The organism is Desulfocurvus vexinensis DSM 17965 (assembly GCF_000519125.1).
GTDB lineage: Bacteria > Desulfobacterota > Desulfovibrionia > Desulfovibrionales > Desulfovibrionaceae > Desulfocurvus > Desulfocurvus vexinensis.
The window spans coordinates 1-17,095 of sequence record NZ_JAEX01000010.1 but is presented as its reverse complement, the minus strand read 5'-3'; the positions used below and the strand labels follow the sequence as shown (position 1 = coordinate 17,095).

Sequence of the window (17,095 nt, the reverse complement as noted above, 5' to 3'; positions counted from 1 at the left end):
GCTGCTACCCTGGGCCCCGCAAGGAGGGCCCCATGCAACCGTCCGCCGTCCACGACGCCATCGCCCGCCTGGGCGCCACCCTGAACGCCGCAGGCCTGTTCCTGGCCACCGCCGAGTCCTGCACCGGCGGGCTCATCGCCAGCACCCTGACCGATGTGCCCGGCAGCTCGCTGTGGTTCCGGGGCGCGGTGGTGGCCTACGCCAACGAGGTCAAGGCCGGTCTTCTGGGCGTGCCCCCGGAGCTGCTGGCCGTCCACGGCGCCGTGAGCGAGCCCGTGGTCCGGGCCATGGCCCTGGGCGCGGCCCGGGCCCTGGGCGCGCAGTGCGCCGTGGCCGTTTCGGGCATCGCCGGGCCCGGGGGCGGCAGCGCGGACAAGCCCGTGGGCATGGTCTGGATGGCTTTTCTGGTGGACGGCGCCCTGAGCACCCGGCTGCATCGGTTCGACGGCTCGCGCCACGCGGTGAAGGCCGCCGCCGTGGCCGCCGCCGTGGCCGGGCTGCTGGAACGGCTGGGCCCGGGGGCGGCGGAAGGGCCATGCGCCGGGGCGCGGCCCCCGGCTCCGGGCGCGGGCCCCGGGCGGGGCTGAGGCCGTGCCTGGGCTGCGGTTGTTCCTCGGCCTGGGGCTGCCCCCGGCCTGGCAGGACGCCCTGGCGCGGCTGGAGGCCGAGCTGCGGCCCGGGCTGCGCTCGCGCACTGCGTGGACCAGGCCGGGCAACTGGCACCTGACCCTGCGCTTTCTGGGCGCGGTGGACCAGGGGCGGCTGGGCGCCCTGCGCCAGGCCCTGGCGGCGGTGGCCTTTGCGCCCTTCACCCTGCGCGCCGGGGGCGCGGGGCGCTTCCCTGCCGAGGGGGCCGGGCCGGTGCGTGTGGTCTGGGTCGGGGTGGAGGAGGGCGGGGCGGAGCTGGCGGCCCTGGCGGCGGCCATCGACGCCGCCCTGGAGCCCCTGGGCCTGGGGCCCCGGGAGCGCCCCTTCAGGCCGCACCTGACCCTGCTGCGGGTCAAGGCCGACGCGGGCGACGCGTGGGCGGAGCTGATGGAAAAGGTGGCGCGGGTGCCCTGGCCCGCCCACGGCGTGGAGTCATTCACGCTGTGGCGGAGCGTCCCTGGTCCGGACGGGCCAAAATACACCGCGCTCGCCGGGTTCGGGGCCACGTCCCTGTGGCGTCCGCCCGACGGCGCCGGCGCCCCCGCAGGGGGCGGCGCCGGTTTGGGAGGCTACGCCAGGTAGTCCCCGCGGTTGAACTTGATGCGCTCGGTCACGGCCAGGATCTCCATCTCGTCCACCACGGCCTGCAGGCCGGGGTCGTTGGAGGCCAGGCCAGGGTAGCGGCCCTTGAGCGCAGCCACGCCCTGCTCGATGTTCTCCAGCACCCCGTTGGCCTGGCGCAGGTTCAGGCTGGCCGAGGGTTCCTGAAGCTGGGTCGCGTACTCTTCCCATTCATCCAAGAGGGTTTCCAGGCTGTCCATGACGCTTTGCCCCGACTCAGAGTTCTCGCCCGTTCCGGCGGCCGCCTGGGCCGCGAGGACCATGGAGGACAGACCCGCCCCCGGAGGCGGGGCCACGGCCTGCGCCGCAGTCTGCTCCTCGGCCTTGCCGACCTCCCTGGCGAGCAGGTCCCCGAACCCGGCGTCCGCCTCGGCGGCGCGCCTGGCCCTGGCCTGTTCCTGTTCGGTGGCCCTGACTTGATCAGGATGGATCTTCATGTTGCACTCCTATCCTGCAGTTTCCCGGAGCGGAGCAAAAAGCCTGCCAAACCCTTTGCGACTGCAACCTGCTGGAATAAAAAGAACTGCCCTTCGGGGCGGCGGCAGGATTTGCCTGCTGCCCGCCTCCGGGGCCGCCCCCGGGGCCGGGCGCCAGGGCCTGACAATACGTGAGAAAAAAACCCTTGTCTAATGCCTTCCCAGGGGCTACAGGATAGATGTAATTCCCTCACAACGTTCCAGTTTTGGCCTTCCGGCCACAGCGGAACCAACGCCCGGGCAGCCCCCGGGAAGACTCACGGAGGAAACCATGCCGGACATCAAGAAGATCCTGTGCGCGGTGGACTTCTCCGATTCCAGCCGCATCGTCGCCGCATACGCCGCCACCCTCGCCCGCAGCCTGGGCGCGGAGGTCGTGGTGCTCTACGTCGCCCCCTCGCTGACCCAGTACGTGGGCTTCCACGTCCCGCCGTCCAGCATCGAGAGTTTCGTGGGCGGCATCGTTGACGGCGCCGAGCAGACCATGGAGAAGTTCATCGAGGAGCATTTCAAGGGCCTGACGGCCGCAGGCAAGGTCACCACCGGCTACGCCGCCGAGGAGATCCTCACCGTGGCCCAGGAGAACGGCGCGGACATGATCGTCATGGGCACCCATGGCCGCAAGGGCATCGACCGCATCCTGTTCGGCTCCGTGGCCGAGAAGGTCGTCAAGAGCGCGCCCATCCCCGTGTTCACCGTCCGGCCCGAGTAGGCCTTGGGCCGGGCCTTCCGCTCGGACCCCAGGCCGGGCCGCCCGGCCCGAAAGCCCGGCCTGGGGCCGGGGCCGCCTCCGCCCGGGCCCCGCTTCCCGCTTTTGCCGCCCGGGCCGCGCCAGCGGTCCGGGCGGCTCCCGGCCCCTGGCCGAAAAAGGTTGCGCCCGGCCCGCCAATGGGCGACCATCGGCCCTGCGCCAGCCGCCAGGAGCCCCCATGCACGTCCCCCAACGCCAAGCCCGCATCGCCAGCCTGCTGCACCGCCTCGCCGCCGCCCCGCCCCAGGTGCTGCTGCTCGAAGGCGGCGACGCGCCCGAGCGCGAGGCCCTGGGCCTGTTCTGGGCCGCGCGGCTCAACTGCGCCGGGCCCGGGGCGCCCTGCGGGGCGTGCCGCTCCTGCGTGCAGGTCCAGGAGCGGGTGCACCCGGACCTGGTGTTCTTCGACGGCGGGCAGGACAAGATCAAGATCGAGGACGTGCGCGAGCTGCGGCCCCTGCTGGGCCAGGCCCCGCGCGGCGACGGCGTGCGCGTGGTCGTCTTCCACGAGGCCCAGGAGCTGACGCCCCAGGCGGCCAACGCCCTGCTCAAGTCCCTGGAGGAGCCCAGCCGGTCCACGGTGTTCGCCCTGCTGGCGCCCCAGCGCGAATGGCTGCTGCCGACCCTGGTCTCGCGCAGCTGGACCCTGACCCTGGCCTGGCCCGGGGAGCCCGAAGCCGACCCGGCCATCGCCGAATGGCTGGGCGCGCTCATGGAATTCTGGCGCACGGGCCAGGGCTGGTTCCGGCGTACGGGGGTCAAGGGCGCGGTGGACAAGCACCTGGCCATGGCCCTGGTGCTGGCCCTGCAACGCGAGATCGCCCGGGCCCTGTGCGGGCGCACGGCCAGCCCCGCAGCCCAGGGCTTCGCCAGGCTGACGCCCGCGCGCCTGCGCCACGTCGATCTCGCCCTGGCCCACGCCCAGGACGCTCTGTCCCTGCCCACGCCCGTGAACCCGGCCCTGGTGCTGGACTGGCTGGCGACCCACGTCCACAAGGCCCTGCGCGCCCGGGCGTAGTCGCCCGGCCCGCGCGCCCAGCGGATGGCCTCCGCGCCCAGGGCGCCGCACTTCCCGATGCGCAAGAAAACGGGGCCGCCCCGCTGGGGGCAGCCCCGGAACATTCAGCAGGCGCCGGGAAAATCCGGGCTGGCTGCCCTGCCTCCGCCACCCGGGCCCGGGCCCTGCGGCGGCGCGCGGCGCGTCCGCCGGGGGGCCCTAGCTGTTGTCGGCCACGATCTCCAGCAGGTAGCGCCCGTAGTGGGTCTTGGCCAGGGGTTGGGCCAGGGCTTCGAGCTGGGGCAGGCGGATGTAGCCCATGCGCCAGGCGATCTCCTCCACGCAGGCGATGATCACGCCCTGGCGCTCCTGCACGGCCTGCACGAAATTGCCCGCCTGGAGCAGCGACTCGTGGGTGCCCGTGTCCAGCCAGGCCAGGCCGCGCCCGAAGAACTCGGCCTTGAGGTCGCCCCGGCGCAGGTAGGCGTTGTTCACGTCGGTGATCTCCAGCTCCCCGCGCGCCGAGGGCGTCAGCTTGCGGGCGATCTCCACCACGTCGTTGTCGTAGAAGTACAGCCCCGTCACCGCGTAGCGCGACCTGGGCCGCGCGGGCTTCTCCTCGATGCTGACCACGTTGTGCAGCGCGTCGAACTCCACCACGCCGTAGCGCTCGGGGTCGCGCACCTTGTAGCCGAAGATGATGCCGCCCTTCTCCAGCCGGGCGCAGGCCTGCAGGGTCACGGACAGCCCGTGGCCGTAGAAGATGTTGTCGCCAAGCACCAGGCAGACCGTGTCGTCGCCAATGAACTCCGCCCCCAGCAGGAAGGCCTGGGCCAGGCCGTCGGGGCTGGGCTGCTCCTTGTATTCCAGGGTCAGCCCCAGCTGGGAGCCGTCGCCCAGCAGCTCGCGGAAGCGCGGCAGGTCCTGGGGCGTGGAGATGATCAGGATCTCGCGGATGCCCGCCAGCATGAGCACCGACAGCGGGTAGTAGATCATGGGCTTGTCGTAGATGGGCAAAAGCTGCTTGCTCACCGTGAGGGTCAGCGGATACAGCCGCGTGCCCGAGCCGCCCGCGAGGATGATGCCTTTCATGGAGACCTCGTGCGTGGTTTTACTTCGCCACCGTCTTGGGATAGGTGTTTCCAGGCGGCCCGCAGGCACCGCCCGCGCGGGACGCCGCGTTCTTTGCGCAAGCTATCCCATTTCCCGGCAATGGAAAACCCCCGGCCAAGGCCAACGGAGGCCCCGTGCGCCCGCAGTTGCAGTTCCCCCTGATGCTCGTTGCCCTCGTGGGCTTCATGGCCGCCCTGGCGCTGCTGTTCATCCTGGTCCAGGTCGGCCTGGTGACCCTGGCCTTTGCCAAGCTGGGCCTGAGCCCGGCCCAGGGCTTCGCGCTGCTCTTCGCCACCCTGCTGGGCAGCGGGGTGAACATCCCCGTGGTCCGCACGGGGCTGCTGGTCCGGCGCCCGGTGCTGCGCGGCTTCACCAGCTTCGGCCAGCTGCGCATGGCCGCCGAAACCGAACTGGTGCCCCAGACCATCGCCGTGAACCTGGGCGGCTGCGTGATCCCCTGCCTGCTGTGCCTGTCCCTGGTCAGCCGCATGGGCGCCCCGGCAGGGCTGCTGCTGGCCACGGGCGCGGTGACGGGGCTGTGCTACGCCCTGGCCCGGCCCCTGCCCGGGCGCGGCATCGCCGTCCCCGTGCTGCTGCCGCCCCTGGCCACGGCCCTGGCCGCGCTGCTGCTGGCCCCGCCGGAGCTGACCGCCCCCGTGGCCTACGTGGCGGGCACCCTGGGCACCCTGGTGGGCGCAGACCTGCTGCACCTGGCCACCCCGCGCACCCGCCGCGCCCTGGACGCCCCCGTGCTGTCCATCGGCGGCGCGGGCACCTTCGACGGCATCTTCATCACCGGCATCGTGGCCGTGCTGCTGGCCTGAGCCGCACCCGGAGGCACCCCCATGAACGAGACCTTCCCCGCCACCGTCCTGACCGCGCCTGCAGCCCTCGACCTCGCCCCCGGGCAGGCCGTGCTGGCCGCCCCCGCCGCCGCCGGGCTGCCCGGCCTGCACTGCGACCCCGCCGCCTGCGCCCTGCCCGTGGGCACCCGCCTGACCCCCGCGCTCGCAGGGGCGGCCCTGGTGGTCGAGGCGCGCCTGACCGTGCCCGGCCCGGAACAGGCCCCGGCCCCGGCCCTGGCCCTGCGCGCCACCGCCGCCCTGACCCTGGCCCCCGGCGAGCATCCCTGCACCGCCGCGCGCCCCGGGCTGGCCCTGGCCGTGGTCATCCTCTCCGACAAGGGCGCCGCAGGCCTGCGCGAGGACAAATGCGCGCCCATCATCCTGGAACGCGCAGGCGCGGCCCTGGCCCTGGCCCACGCCCGGACCTGGATCATCCCCGACGACCCCGCACGCCTGCGCGCCCTGCTTACCGAGCTGTGCCTGACCCAGGGCTTCGACCTCGTGCTCACCAGCGGCGGCACGGGCGTAGGCCCGCGCGACACCACCCCCGAGGCGACCCTCGCCGTCATCGACCGCCGCCTGCCCGGCTTCGAGCGCGCCATGACCGCCGCCTCCCTGGCCGCCACGCCCCACGGCGCCATCTCGCGCGCCGTGGCCGGAACCCTGGGCCGCGCCCTGGTGGTCAACATGCCCGGCTCGCCCAAGGCCGTGGCCGAAAACCTCGACCCCCTGCTGCCCACCATCACCCATACCCTGAAGAAGCTCCAGGGCGACCCCGAGGACTGCGCCCAGGCCTGAGGCGCCCCGCGCCGCGCGGCGCAGCCAGGGGGCTCCGCCCCCTGGACCCCCGCAAGGGGCCGGGGGCCCCTTGACCCCGCCCGCCGCCCCGGGCCCGCACGGCGAAGCGCCGCGCAGGCCCGGGGCGGGACGCGTCCGGCGTTCAGGTTCTATCGCGTGAAGGGTGACACGGCCTTGGGAGCAAGACAGGACGGGGGAAAGAGGCACCCGGGCTGCCTGCAAGACCCTGGCCCGTGCTTCCCCGGGGCTGCCATGCGGCGCTTCGCCGCGTGGCGGCCCCGGGCGGGCGGGGTCAAGGGGGCGTTGCCCCCTTGCAGGGGGTGCAGGGGGACGGCGTCCCCCTGCCGGGGTCCGGGGCAGCGCCCCGGCAGGCCGCCGCCGCGCCGCCCGCGTTGCGCTCGAGCCATTCGGGGCACAGCCGGCCCTCCTCCACGGCGACGATGGCGTCGCCCAGCTCCCGGGCTTCGCCCAGGTCGTGGGTCACGTGCAGGATGGGCACGCCCAGCGTGGCCTTGAGCCCGGCCAGCTCCGTGCGCAGGGCGCGCCGGGTGGCGGCGTCCAGGGCCGAGAAGGGCTCGTCGAGCAGCAGCAGCACGGGGTCGCGGGCCAGGGCCTGGCAGAAGGCGGCCCGCTGGCGCTCGCCGCCCGAGATGGCCCCGGGCCGCTTGCCCGCCAGCCGGGCGATGCCGAAGAGCGTAAGCAGCTCGTCCACCCGCTCCTTGCGCCGCGCGGCGATGGCCACGTTGGCCCGCACGGTCAGGTGCGGGAACAGCGGGTAGTCCTGGAACACGAAGCCCAGGCCCCGCTGGCGCGGGGGCACGAAGACCCCGGCCCGGGTATCCACCCACACGGTAGACCCCAGGGCCACGCGGCCCTCGTCGGGCCGTTCCAGCCCGGCGGCGATGCGCATGAGCGTCGTCTTGCCCGCGCCCGAGGGGCCCACCAGGGCGGTCAGCGTGCCCGGCTCGCAGCGCAGCTCCGCTTCGAGGGTGAAGTGCGGCAGGCGCTTGCGCACGGTCATGGCCAGGGGCATCTAGCGCCTCCCGTTCATGCTGTTGATGGCCACCAGCGCCGCGAAGCTCACGGGTACCAGCGCCAGGCAGATCATGAGCGCGTCGTTGTAGCGCATGGCTTCCACGGCCTCGTAGATGGCGATGGCCGCCACCTTGGTGCTGCCGGGGATGCTGCCGCCGACCATGAGGATGACCCCGAACTCGCCCAGGCTGTGGGCGAACACCAGCACCGATGCCGCGGCCAGCCCGGGCAGGCTGCACGGCAGCACCACCCGGAAGAACGTGCGCAGCGGCGACAGGCCGAGCACTGCGCTGGCCTCCAGCAGCCGGGGGTCGAGCTTTTCGAAGGCCGTGCGCAGCGGCTGCACGGCAAAGGGCAGGTTGTAGACCAGCGAGGCCAGCACGATGCCTGTGAAGCTGAACACCAGCCGCTGCCCGGTGAGCGACTCCCAGGTGCCGCCCAGGGCGCCCTGCGGGCGCATGGCCAGCAGCAGGGCGAACCCCAGGACCGTTGGCGGCAGCACCATGGGCAGGGACACCAGGGCGTCCAGCAGGCTCTTGCCGGGGAAGCGCCGGAAGGCCAGGACGTAGGCCAACGGCGCCGCCGCCAACGGGATGAGCAGCGTCGTGATCAGGGCCAGCTTGGCCGAGAGGACGAGCGGCTCAAGCATCTATTCGTATCCGTACTTGGCCTTGATGGCCGCGACCTCGGGCGTGCCCAGGAACTCGACGAACCGGCGCGCGGCCTCGGGGTTGGGCGCGCTGGTCAGCACGCAGGCGGCCTGGACGACCTTCGGGGCCTCGGGCACTTCCAGGAAGCAGCCCTTTGCGCCCTCGGGGGTGAAGGTGGACGACAGGGCGCAGAAGCCCGCGTCCGCCGCGCCGGAAGCAGCGAACTGGAAAGGCTGGCTGATGTTCTGCCCGAAGACCAGCACAGGCTGCACCTCGTCCCACAGGCCCACGGCCTGCATGGCCTTCATGGACGCCGTGCCGTAGGGCGCGGTCTCCACGTTGGCGATGGCCACCTTGGCGCTGGCGCGCACGGCCTCGGGCCAGGACATGGCGCACAGCTCCTTCTTGAGCGTCCAGAGCACCACGCGGCCCGTGGCGTAGACAAAGGGCGCCTCGGCGCGGCCTTCGGCCAGCAGCTTGGCCGGGGTGTCCTCGTTGGCGGCCAGCAGGATGTCGAAGGGCGCGCCGCTGACGATCTGGCCGTACAGCTTGCCCGTGGACGTGTAGGTGGCCTCGGCCTTGAGGCCGGTGGCCTTCTCGAAGGCGGGGATGATCTCCTCCATGGCCGGGGTGAAGTTGGCGGCCTGGGCCAGCAAGAGGTCCGCCGCCGGGGCCGGGGCCGCCGCCAGGACCAGCAGCAGGGCGGCAAGCAGGGACGCGAGACGTTTCATGGTGACACTCCGATGGTTGCGGTTGTCCCGGATTTCCACCATGCTCCGGGAGGGAAATGATGCTGCACCTATACGGCTGGCGCCCGGACCGGGCAACGCGGTCACGCTTGCGGGAAAACGCGTGACCGGCCCCGGCCCCGCAGGGAGGAAACGGCGATGACGGAGGAAACGGCACGGGCCGGAAACGGGGCGGAACGAGCCCCCGGGCGCCTGGACCCCAGCCGGATATTCACCGTGCCCCCCGGGGTGCGCCACCTGGACGCCGGGCAACTGGCGCGCCTGGAGGCCGCCTTCCGCGCCTGGGCCGAGGCCGGGCGCGGCGCGCAGGCCCGCCGGGCGCGCCTGCGCCTGCTGCTGCTCTTCCTGGTGCTGCGCTACACCGGGGCCCGCCTGGGCGAGGCCACCGGCCTGGACGACCGCGCCGACCTGGACCTTGACGGGGCCAGCGCCACCCTGGGCGCGGGCGGCGCCCGGCGCGTGGTGCCCCTGCCGCGCCTGCTGTGCCGCGAGCTGGCCGCCTTCCGCGACGGGCCCATGGGCGCGGGCCTGGCCGGGAGCGCCTTTGCCGTGGACCCCGGCTACGTGCGCCGGGTGTTCTACGCCCGGGCCGAGGCCTGCGGCCTGCCCCGCGAGCTGTGCGCCCCGCGCGTGCTGCGCGCCTCGCGTGCCGTGGAGCTGTTGCGCAGCGGGGTGCCCCTGGCCGTGGTCCGCGACGTGCTCGGCCAGTCGTCGGCAGACCTGACCGCCGTCTATCAGGCCTACTCCAGCGAGGACGCGCGGCACATCGTGCGCCGCCTGGCCCCCGACGACCAGCCCCTGCGCACCAGCGCGCGCAACAGCTTCCCCTGCCGCGTGGAGCGCGTCACCCGCGACGCCGTCATGGCCGAAATCGCCCTGCGCACCTACTCGGGCACGCCCCTGTATTCCATCATCACCGCCGAAAGCGCGCGCAACCTGGGCCTGGAGCCCGGGGTGCCGGTCATGGCCACCGTCAAGGCCCCGCTGGTGGAGGTGGTGCAGGCCGACGGGGCCCGGAGCTGCGCGCGCAACGCCCTGGCCGCAGTGGTCAGCGCCGTGCGCGCCACGGAGGTCGTGGCCGAGGTCACCGGCGAGGCCGCCGACGGCGCGCGCCTGTGCGCCCTGGTCGGCACCGCCGCCCTGCGCGAGGCGCCCCTGGCCCCCGGCGATCTGGTCCAGTTCCGCTTCAAGGCCATGGCCGTGGTGCTCGGCGCCCTGTAGCGCCGCCCCGGACCCCGGCAGGGCCGCAGGCCCGGGGGGACGCTGTCCCCCCGCCCCCCCTGCAAGGGGGCAACGCCCCCTTGACCCCGCCCGCCGCCCCGGGCCCGCACGGCGAAACGCCGCGCAGGCCCGGGGCGGGACGCGTCCGGCGTTCAGGTTCTATCGCGTGAAGGGGCACACGGCCTTGGGAGCAAGGCAGGACGGGGAAAGAGGCATCAAAAAACCTGAAGCGCGCTTCCCCGGGGCCGTCATGCGGCGCTTCGCCGCGTGGCGGCCCCGGGCGTACGGGGTCAAGGGGCCCTTGGCCCCTTGCGGGGGTCCAGGGGGCAGCGCCCCCTGGCTTTTCCCCTCAAGGATGGGGGCGGCGCCTCGGCGGCGCGTCAGTCCTCGCCGGGGGTGTCGTCCTTGGTTTTGCGGCTGCCCGCGTAGAGGTCGTAGAGCAGCAGGCGGCATTCGATGGGGCCGTTCATGAGCGGCAGGCGGGCGCGGGTGCGCAGGCCGATTTTCGCGGCCAGGCGGGGGTTGCCGGTGAACACCGCGCCGACGTAGCCCTGGCAGCGCTGCTTGAGGAAGTCGCCCAGGGCGGCGTGCACGGGTTCCAGGGCGGCCTCGTCGCCCAGGCGCAGGCCGTATTCGGGGTTCACGGCGATGAGGTTCACGGCGCGGCGCTGGGGTTCGGGCACGGTGGTGTCCTGGAAGTCGCAGGTGTCCAGTTCCACGAGGCTGTCCAGGCCTGCGGCGGCGGCGTTGTGCCGGGCGGCGGCGATGGCCTGGGGGTCGTGGTCGGTGGCGATGATGCGGCCCCGGGTGGTGGGCCGGGCGCGGGAGCGGGCCTCGTCGCGCAGGGCCTGCCAGCGCGCGGGGTCGAAGGCGGGCAGGTGCTGGAAGGCGAAGTGCTCGCGCAGCAGGCCCGGGGCGGTGCCCGTGGCCATCAGGGCGGCTTCCAGGGCCAGGGTGCCGCTGCCGCACATGGGGTTGACCATGTTGCCCAGGCCGTTGAAGCCTGCGGCCAGCAGGCAGGCGGCGGCCAGGGTTTCGCGCATGGGCGCGCTGTGGGGCATGGTGCGGTAGCCGCGGTTGGAGAGGGGCTCGCCGCTGGTGTCCAGGCTCAGGGACACGGAGCGGCCTTGCCAGTGCAGGGAAAGCACGCTGCCGGTGCGCTCGGGCCCGGAGTCGGGGCGTCGGCCCACGGCGGCGACCATGCGGTCCACCACGGCGTCCTTGACGCGCAGGTTGGCGAAGCGCGCGTCGCGGATGGAGGGGTTGTCCACGCTGGAGACCACGGTGAGGTGCCCGTCGGCGGGGATGGCCTGCTCCCAGGGCACTTCGGCCAGGGCGGCGTAGAGTTGGTCGGCGTTTTCGGCCTTGGTGCGCAGCACTTCCCACAGTACGCGGTGGGCGGTGCGCAGGTGCAGGTTCAGGCGCAGGCAGTCGTCCAGGCTGGCGCGCAGGGCCACGCCCAGGGGGCGCGTGGCCTCGGGGCGCAGGCCCAGGGCGCGGATTTCGCGCTCCAGCATGGGTTCCACGCCGCTGGCGCAGGTGACGAAGACGAAACTTTTGCGGTGGAAATCGAACACGGGGGCTCCGGGGTGCGGGTTGCGGGGCTGGCGCCCTGGGCGGTGCATAGCCCGCCCGGGCGCGGGGGGCAAGGGCGGGTTGCGCGGCTTGCCTGGCGGGGCGTTTCCGGGCATCATGGCGGGTACGCCTGCGCCATCCGGCGTTTCGCCACGACATACAACCAGCAAGGACCGGCCATGATCGGAACCATGCGGCGGCTTGGCCGCCTGTTCGACCCCAGGAGCGCGAAATCCCTGATCCTGGCCCTGGACCACGGGGCCAGCGAGGGCATGATCAGCGGGCTCGCGGAGTTTCCCGCGCTGCTGGCGGGCATCGCGCAGCTGCCCGTGCAGGGGGTGGTGCTCAACAAGGGCCTGGCCCGGGCCAGCGTGTCGTCCATCGACCTGGGCAAGCGCGTGGTGATCCAGCTTTCGGCGGGCACCAGGCACGGGGTGCCGACGTACAACCAGAGCCTGGTCTGCTCGCTGTCCGAGGCGTTGCGCCTGGGGGCCGACGCGGTGTCGGTGCACGTGAACATCGGCAACGACCTGGAAGACCGGATGCTCACGGACTTCGGCATGGTCACCGACGAGGCCCACGGGCTGGGCATCCCGGTCATGGCCGTGATCTACGCGCGCGGCGGGCAGATCGTCAACGAGCTGGACCCCTCGCTCATCGGGCATTGCATCCGCCTGGGCGGCGAGCTGGGGGCGGACATCGTCTGCGCGCCGTATTCGGGCGATGCGCAGCGGTTTTCCCAGGCCGTGGCGGCCTGCCCGGTGCCGGTGCTGCTGGCGGGCGGGCCCGGGCAGTCCAACTGGGAGGGCTTCAAGCGCGCGGTGGCCGACGGCCTGGGGGCCGGGGCCGCCGGGGCGGTGCTCGGGCGCAGCATCTTCCAGCACAAGGAGCCGCTGGTCGCCCTGGCCGAGATGTGCGCCCTGGTCCACGGCGACCCCAACCCCTGACCCCGGAGGCACCCATGGGCACGACGCGCAGCATCGACATCGAGTACACCGGCGGGCTGGCCGTGACGGCGCACATGCAGGGCCGGGCCATCGCCACGGATCAGTCCGTGGAGGACGGCGGGCAGGGCGCGGCGCCTTCGCCCTTCGACCTGTTCCTGGCTTCGCTGGCCACCTGCGCGGGGCTTTACGCCCTGCGCTTCTGCCAGAGCCGCTCCCTGTCCACCGAGGGCCTGGGGCTGACGGTGAGCTGCACCTTCGCCGACAAGGGCTTCCACGTGCGGGCCATGGACTTCGCCCTGACCCTGCCTGCGGGCTTTCCCGACAAGTACCGCGACGCGCTGGTGCGCGCCGTGGAGCTGTGCACGGTGAAGAAGCATATCCTGGACCCGCCCGCGTTCTCGGTGCGCGTGGCCGGGTAGGGCCTGCGGCACCGTGCCGCCCTGCGGGGCGGCGCAACCCCGCGCGCGGCTGGTACTCCCGGCCCGCGCGGGGTTCGCGCGTTTTTGGCCGCGCAAGCGTGGGGCACACGGTGGTGGCGCGGCGGCGGCGTCCTGTGCTAGGCTTGGGCCAGGCGCCCGCTCCGGGCGCGGGAGGGAATGGCATGGACGAAGGACGCATCCGCCTGGGCATCGCGCGGTGCCTTTTGGGCGACGCCGTGCGCTACGACGGCACGCACAAGCTCGACCGCACCCTGCGCGACGGGCTGGGGCAATTCGTGGACTGGGTGCCGGTGTGCCCGGAGGTGGAATGCGGCATGCCCGTGCCGCGCGAGGCCGTGCGCCTGGTGGGCGATCCGGCGGCGCCCCGGCTGGTGGGCCGCGCCTCGGGCACGGATTTCACCGCGCAGATGCGCGCCTGGGGCCAGGAGCGCCTGGAGGCCCTGGCGGGCGAGGGGTTGTGCGGCTATGTGTTCCGCTACGGGTCGCCCTCCAGCGGCATGAGCCGGGTCAAGGTCTACCGCGAGGACGGCGGCCCCCCGCGCCACGACGGCGCGGGCCTGTGGGCGGGCATGGTCATGGCCCGCTTTCCCGACCTGCCCTTCGAGGACGACGGGCGCCTGCGCGACCCGGCCATCCGCGAGAATTTCATCACCCGCGTGTTCACCCTGATGCGCTGGCGCCAGGCCATGGCCGGGGGCGCCACGCCCGGGGCGCTGGTGGACTTCCACACCCGCCACAAGCTGCTGCTCATGGCCCACAGCGTGGAGCTGTACCGCGAGCTGGGGCGGCTGGTGGCCGGGGCGGGCGGGCCCGGGGCCGAAGCCCTGGCCGGGCGCTATTTCCCCCTGCTGCGCAAGGCCCTGTCCTTCCTGCCGACCACGCGCAAGCACACCAACGTGCTCTCCCATGTGCAGGGCTACTTCAAGCGCGTGCTCAGCGCCGACGAGCGCCAGGAGCTGACGGAGCTCATCGGGCAGTACCGCGCGGGGCTGGTGCCGCTGGTGGTGCCGGTGACGTTGCTCAACCACTATGTGCGCAAGTACGGGCAGACCTATCTGGCCGCGCAGGTCTACCTGCACCCGTACCCCGCCGAGCTGATGCTGAGGAACCATGTCTGAGCCGCAGGACTCCGGGGCGCGCGGGCGGACCACCGTCTGCGTGCTGGGCGCCACGGGCTACGTGGGCGGGCGGCTGGTGCCCGTGCTGCTGGAGGCGGGCTGGCGGGTGCGCGCCGTGGGCCGCTCGGCCCACAAGCTGCGCTGCCGGGCCTTCGCCGGGCACCCGCGCTGCGAGCTGGCCGAGGCCGACGCCCTGGACCAGGCCTCCCTGGAGCGGGCCCTGGCGGGCTGCCGGGTGGTCTACTACCTGGTGCACTCCATGGAAACCGAGGCCGGGGACTACGCCGAGAAGGACCGCCGGGCCGCCCGGTGCACCGCCCTGGCCGCCGCCGCCGCCGGGGTGGAGCGGCTCGTCTACCTGGGCGGGCTGGTGCCTGACGACCCGCACCTGAGCAAGCACCTGCGCTCGCGGGCCGAGGTGGGCGCGATCCTCTCGGGCGGCCCGGTGCCTGCCACGGTGCTGCGCGCGGGCATCATCATCGGCTCGGGCAGCGCGTCCTTCGAGATCATGCGCTACATCGTGGACCGGCTGCCCGTGATGCTCACCCCGCGCTGGGTGCGCACCGAATCGCAGCCCATCGCCATCCGCGACGTGCTTTTCTACCTGGCGGGCTGCCTGGAGCACCCCGAGACCACGGGCCGGACCTTCGACATCGGCGGGCCGTACATCGAGACCTACGAGCGGCTGTTCCGCATGTACCAGCAGGAGGCCGGGCTGCCCCGGCGGCTGATCATCCCCGTGCCGCTGCTCACGCCCCGGCTGTCGTCGCTGTGGCTGGGGCTGGTGTCGCCCATCCCCACGGCCCTGGCGCGGCCCCTGGTCCTTGGGTTGCGCAACCGCGTGGTGTGCAAGGAGCACACCATCCGCGAGATCATGCCCCGCGAGCTGACCGACTGCCGCACGGCCATCCGCCTGGCCCTGGACCGCATCCAGCACAGCATGGTGGACACGAGCTGGTCCGACGCCGGGCCGCTGCATGTGCCGGAGTGGACCGCCAGCGGCGACGCGCCCTACGCGGGGGGCACCGTGTTCCAGGACGCCTACCGCATCCGCCTGGCGGGCTGCCCCGAGGAACTGTGGGACCGCGTGACGGCCATCGGCGGCGCCACGGGCTGGTACGGGTACGATCTGTTGTGGCAGCTGCGCGGGCTGCTGGACAAGCTCGTGGGCGGGGTGGGCCTGCGGCGCGGGCGCAGGCACCCCACGCGCATCAGCGTGGGCGACGCCCTGGACTTCTGGCGCGTGCTCGACATGCAGGCCCCCGAGCGGCTGGTGCTGCTGGCGGAGATGAAGCTGCCCGGCGAGGCGCTCCTGGAGTTCACCCTGGACCAGTTGCCCTGCGGCGACACGGACCTGACCATGACCGCGCGCTTCCTGCCGCGCGGGGTGGGCGGGCTGCTGTACTGGTGGGCCGTGTATCCGTTCCACGCCGTGGTGTTCAAGGGCATGGCCCGGGCCCTGGCGGCCCGCACCACCTGCGCCGTGCTCGACGGGCCCCGGGCCGTGCCGGGGCGGGCCCCGGTCTGCCACCTGCCCGGACAGGGCGGCGCGTGCCCGGGCCCGGACCAGGGCGCCTGCCGGATCCCCCCCGAGCCCCAGGACCCGCCCGCCCCGGGCACCCCCGGCCCTGGGGCCTGACCTGCGCAACCGCCCCGGGCCTCGGGCCCGGCAAGGAGGCGACCCATGCCCGTGAACCCCCGGCGCGTGCACACCCTGCGCGCCGCCCCGGACGGCGGCGGCCCGGTGCTCTATTGGATGAGCCGCGAACAGCGCGCCAGCGACAACTGGGGCCTGCTCTACGCCCGCGAGCTGGCCGGGGCGGCGCGGCCCCTGGTGGCGGCCTTCTGCCTCGCGCCCGCCTTTGCCGGGGCGGCCCTGCGCCAGTACGATTTCATGCTCCGGGGCCTGGAGCAGACGGCCCGGACCCTGGCCGGGCGGGGCATCCCGCTGGTGCTGCTGCACGGCGACCCGGGGCGCGAGGTGCCGCGCCTGGCGGCCCGGCTGCGCGCGGGCGTGGTGGTCACGGACTTCGACCCCCTGCGCGCCAAGCGCGACTGGCAGGCCCGCGCGGCCCAGGCCCTGGACGCGCCCCTGCTGGAAGTTGACGGACACAACGTCGTTCCGTGTCGTATTGCGTCATACAAAAAGGAATACGCAGCGCGGACGATTCGGCCACGCATCCACAAACTGCTCCCGGAATTCCTGGAAGAATTCCCCCCGCTGACGCCGCAGCAGGCCCCCGCGCCGGAGCTGCCCGCGCCGGACTGGGCCGGGGCGCGGCGCACCCTGCGCGCGGACCCCGGCGTGCCCCCGGTGGCCACGCCGCCCGGCGAGGCCGCCGCCCGCGCGGCCCTGGGGGCGTTCACCGCCGACACCCTGGCGCGCTACGCTGCCCAGCGCAACGACCCCAACGCGGGCGCCACCTCCGGGCTGTCGCCCTACCTGCACTTCGGGCAGCTCGCGCCCCAGCGCGCGGCCCTGGACGTGGCCGCCACGGGCAGCGGCGAGAACCAGGCCGCCTTCCTGGAGGAACTGGTGGTGCGCCGCGAGCTGGCCGACAACTTCTGCCTGCACAGCCCGGACTACGACACCCTGGACGCCGCGCCCGACTGGGCCCGCCGGACCCTGGACGAACACCGCGCCGACCCGCGCCCTTACCTCTACAGCCCCGAGGCCTTCGAGGCCGCCGCCACCCACGACCCCCTGTGGAACGCCGCCCAGAACCAGATGCGCGCCAGCGGCGCCATGCACGGCTACCTGCGCATGTACTGGGCCAAGAAGATCCTGGAATGGTCGCCCACCCCCGAAAGCGCCCTGGCCACGGCCATCGCCCTCAACGACCGCCACCAGCTCGATGGCCGCGACCCCAACGGCTACACGGGCATCCTGTGGTCCGTGGCCGGACTGCACGACCGGCCCTGGGGCCGACGGCCCGTCACCGGCACCATCCGCGCCATGACCGACTCCGGCTGCCGCCGCAAATTCGACGTGACCGCGTACATCCGGCGCTGGGGGGGCTGAAGGGCGAGGGGCAAACCGGGAGAGGGGGGAGCGGGGGAATTTTTCTGGCGCCAAAATTCCCCCGCTCCCCCCTCTCCCGGACCCACACCCCC

Annotated in this window: 18 protein-coding genes; 12 read left to right on the top strand and 6 right to left on the bottom strand. The window is 73.5% G+C overall.

Translation table 11 applies throughout. From position 1 onward, the window contains the following. Window positions 1-32 precede the first annotated feature (32 nt). Window positions 33-587, top strand: coding sequence for a CinA family protein (locus G495_RS18385; RefSeq protein ID WP_084458053.1), 555 nt, complete (start codon window positions 33-35; stop codon window positions 585-587). Between the two features lie 4 nt (window positions 588-591). Next, complete coding sequence (thpR, locus tag G495_RS18380; protein ID WP_245588399.1) at window positions 592-1,230, top strand: RNA 2',3'-cyclic phosphodiesterase; 639 nt, start codon at window positions 592-594, stop codon at window positions 1,228-1,230. On the opposite strand, the gene G495_RS0108650 is transcribed toward thpR, so the two are convergent. Next, entirely contained in the window at window positions 1,218-1,706 is a 489-nt protein-coding gene (locus tag G495_RS0108650; protein ID WP_028587485.1) for a hypothetical protein, read from the bottom strand. The two genes, thpR and G495_RS0108650, sit on opposite strands and share 13 nt — an antisense overlap. A 310-nt stretch (window positions 1,707-2,016) precedes the next feature. Here G495_RS0108650 and G495_RS0108645 point away from each other — a divergent pair, with 310 nt between their 5' ends. Continuing rightward, the gene (locus tag G495_RS0108645; protein WP_028587484.1) at window positions 2,017-2,457 is read left to right on the top strand and encodes a universal stress protein; all 441 of its coding nucleotides are present in this window, start codon (window positions 2,017-2,019) and stop codon (window positions 2,455-2,457) included. 217 nt (window positions 2,458-2,674) lie between these two features. Further along, window positions 2,675-3,511 (top strand): DNA polymerase III subunit delta', encoded by an 837-nt coding sequence (locus tag G495_RS18375; RefSeq protein ID WP_051445212.1) that lies wholly within the window; start codon window positions 2,675-2,677, stop codon window positions 3,509-3,511. Window positions 3,512-3,709: 198 nt separating this feature from the next. On the opposite strand, the gene rfbA is transcribed toward G495_RS18375, so the two are convergent. After that, window positions 3,710-4,582: a glucose-1-phosphate thymidylyltransferase RfbA gene (rfbA, locus tag G495_RS0108635; protein WP_028587483.1), complete on the bottom strand. Its 873-nt coding sequence runs from the start codon at window positions 4,580-4,582 to the stop codon at window positions 3,710-3,712. 155 nt (window positions 4,583-4,737) lie between these two features. Between rfbA and G495_RS0108630 the strand changes: the two genes are divergently transcribed. Next, window positions 4,738-5,427 (top strand): DUF1614 domain-containing protein, encoded by a 690-nt coding sequence (locus G495_RS0108630; protein ID WP_245588398.1) that lies wholly within the window; start codon window positions 4,738-4,740, stop codon window positions 5,425-5,427. 21 nt (window positions 5,428-5,448) lie between these two features. Beyond that, entirely contained in the window at window positions 5,449-6,246 is a 798-nt protein-coding gene (locus G495_RS0108625; RefSeq protein WP_028587481.1) for a MogA/MoaB family molybdenum cofactor biosynthesis protein, read from the top strand. Between the two features lie 292 nt (window positions 6,247-6,538). Here the strand turns inward: G495_RS0108625 and G495_RS18370 are convergent, their stop codons facing one another. The 3 genes from G495_RS18370 to modA are packed head-to-tail and all read right to left on the bottom strand — an operon-like array spanning window position 6,539 to window position 8,662. Beyond that, window positions 6,539-7,279: an ATP-binding cassette domain-containing protein gene (locus G495_RS18370; protein ID WP_084458052.1), complete on the bottom strand. Its 741-nt coding sequence runs from the start codon at window positions 7,277-7,279 to the stop codon at window positions 6,539-6,541. Then, on the bottom strand, window positions 7,280-7,930 hold the full coding sequence (gene modB / locus G495_RS0108615) for a molybdate ABC transporter permease subunit (RefSeq protein ID WP_028587480.1): 651 nt from the start codon (window positions 7,928-7,930) through the stop codon (window positions 7,280-7,282). It abuts the gene before it with no gap. Continuing rightward, entirely contained in the window at window positions 7,931-8,662 is a 732-nt protein-coding gene (gene modA / locus G495_RS0108610) for a molybdate ABC transporter substrate-binding protein (protein ID WP_028587479.1), read from the bottom strand. A gap of 156 nt (window positions 8,663-8,818) precedes the next feature. On the opposite strand from modA, the gene G495_RS0108605 reads away from it, so the two are divergent. Beyond that, complete coding sequence (locus G495_RS0108605; RefSeq protein WP_051445211.1) at window positions 8,819-9,901, top strand: TOBE domain-containing protein; 1,083 nt, start codon at window positions 8,819-8,821, stop codon at window positions 9,899-9,901. A gap of 380 nt (window positions 9,902-10,281) precedes the next feature. Here G495_RS0108605 and G495_RS0108600 read toward each other — a convergent pair whose 3' ends face one another. Next, on the bottom strand, window positions 10,282-11,478 hold the full coding sequence (locus tag G495_RS0108600) for a THUMP domain-containing class I SAM-dependent RNA methyltransferase (RefSeq protein ID WP_028587477.1): 1,197 nt from the start codon (window positions 11,476-11,478) through the stop codon (window positions 10,282-10,284). Window positions 11,479-11,655: 177 nt separating this feature from the next. On the opposite strand from G495_RS0108600, the gene G495_RS0108595 reads away from it, so the two are divergent. The 5 genes from G495_RS0108595 (at window position 11,656) to G495_RS0108575 (ending at window position 17,003) form a co-directional block, all read left to right on the top strand. After that, complete coding sequence (locus tag G495_RS0108595; RefSeq protein ID WP_028587476.1) at window positions 11,656-12,423, top strand: class I fructose-bisphosphate aldolase; 768 nt, start codon at window positions 11,656-11,658, stop codon at window positions 12,421-12,423. Between the two features lie 14 nt (window positions 12,424-12,437). Continuing rightward, window positions 12,438-12,842, top strand: a complete 405-nt coding sequence (locus G495_RS0108590; RefSeq protein WP_035251498.1) for an OsmC family protein — start codon at window positions 12,438-12,440, stop codon at window positions 12,840-12,842. A gap of 182 nt (window positions 12,843-13,024) precedes the next feature. Beyond that, the gene (locus tag G495_RS0108585; RefSeq protein WP_028587474.1) at window positions 13,025-13,981 is read left to right on the top strand and encodes a YbgA family protein; all 957 of its coding nucleotides are present in this window, start codon (window positions 13,025-13,027) and stop codon (window positions 13,979-13,981) included. Then, complete coding sequence (locus tag G495_RS18365; RefSeq protein WP_084458048.1) at window positions 13,974-15,620, top strand: SDR family oxidoreductase; 1,647 nt, start codon at window positions 13,974-13,976, stop codon at window positions 15,618-15,620. The genes G495_RS0108585 and G495_RS18365 overlap by 8 nt, the downstream gene beginning before the upstream one ends. 45 nt (window positions 15,621-15,665) lie before the next feature. Next, a complete protein-coding gene (locus G495_RS0108575; protein ID WP_028587473.1) occupies window positions 15,666-17,003 on the top strand; it encodes a deoxyribodipyrimidine photo-lyase in 1,338 nt (445 codons plus the stop codon). The last annotated feature ends 92 nt before the right edge of the window (window positions 17,004-17,095 follow it).

Coding starts and splice junctions, on each gene's coding strand:
- G495_RS0108585 (WP_028587474.1), top strand. CDS start 13,025: ATGGACGAAGGACGCATCCGCCTGGGCATCGCGCGGTGCCTTTTGGGC.
- G495_RS18370 (WP_084458052.1), bottom strand. CDS start 7,279: ATGCCCCTGGCCATGACCGTGCGCAAGCGCCTGCCGCACTTCACCCTC.
- G495_RS0108625 (WP_028587481.1), top strand. CDS start 5,449: ATGAACGAGACCTTCCCCGCCACCGTCCTGACCGCGCCTGCAGCCCTC.
- G495_RS0108645 (WP_028587484.1), top strand. CDS start 2,017: ATGCCGGACATCAAGAAGATCCTGTGCGCGGTGGACTTCTCCGATTCC.
- modA (WP_028587479.1), bottom strand. CDS start 8,662: ATGAAACGTCTCGCGTCCCTGCTTGCCGCCCTGCTGCTGGTCCTGGCG.
- G495_RS18385 (WP_084458053.1), top strand. CDS start 33: ATGCAACCGTCCGCCGTCCACGACGCCATCGCCCGCCTGGGCGCCACC.
- G495_RS0108650 (WP_028587485.1), bottom strand. CDS start 1,706: ATGAAGATCCATCCTGATCAAGTCAGGGCCACCGAACAGGAACAGGCC.
- G495_RS0108595 (WP_028587476.1), top strand. CDS start 11,656: ATGATCGGAACCATGCGGCGGCTTGGCCGCCTGTTCGACCCCAGGAGC.
- modB (WP_028587480.1), bottom strand. CDS start 7,930: ATGCTTGAGCCGCTCGTCCTCTCGGCCAAGCTGGCCCTGATCACGACG.
- G495_RS18365 (WP_084458048.1), top strand. CDS start 13,974: ATGTCTGAGCCGCAGGACTCCGGGGCGCGCGGGCGGACCACCGTCTGC.
- G495_RS0108575 (WP_028587473.1), top strand. CDS start 15,666: ATGCCCGTGAACCCCCGGCGCGTGCACACCCTGCGCGCCGCCCCGGAC.
- rfbA (WP_028587483.1), bottom strand. CDS start 4,582: ATGAAAGGCATCATCCTCGCGGGCGGCTCGGGCACGCGGCTGTATCCG.
- G495_RS0108590 (WP_035251498.1), top strand. CDS start 12,438: ATGGGCACGACGCGCAGCATCGACATCGAGTACACCGGCGGGCTGGCC.
- G495_RS0108605 (WP_051445211.1), top strand. CDS start 8,819: ATGACGGAGGAAACGGCACGGGCCGGAAACGGGGCGGAACGAGCCCCC.
- G495_RS18375 (WP_051445212.1), top strand. CDS start 2,675: ATGCACGTCCCCCAACGCCAAGCCCGCATCGCCAGCCTGCTGCACCGC.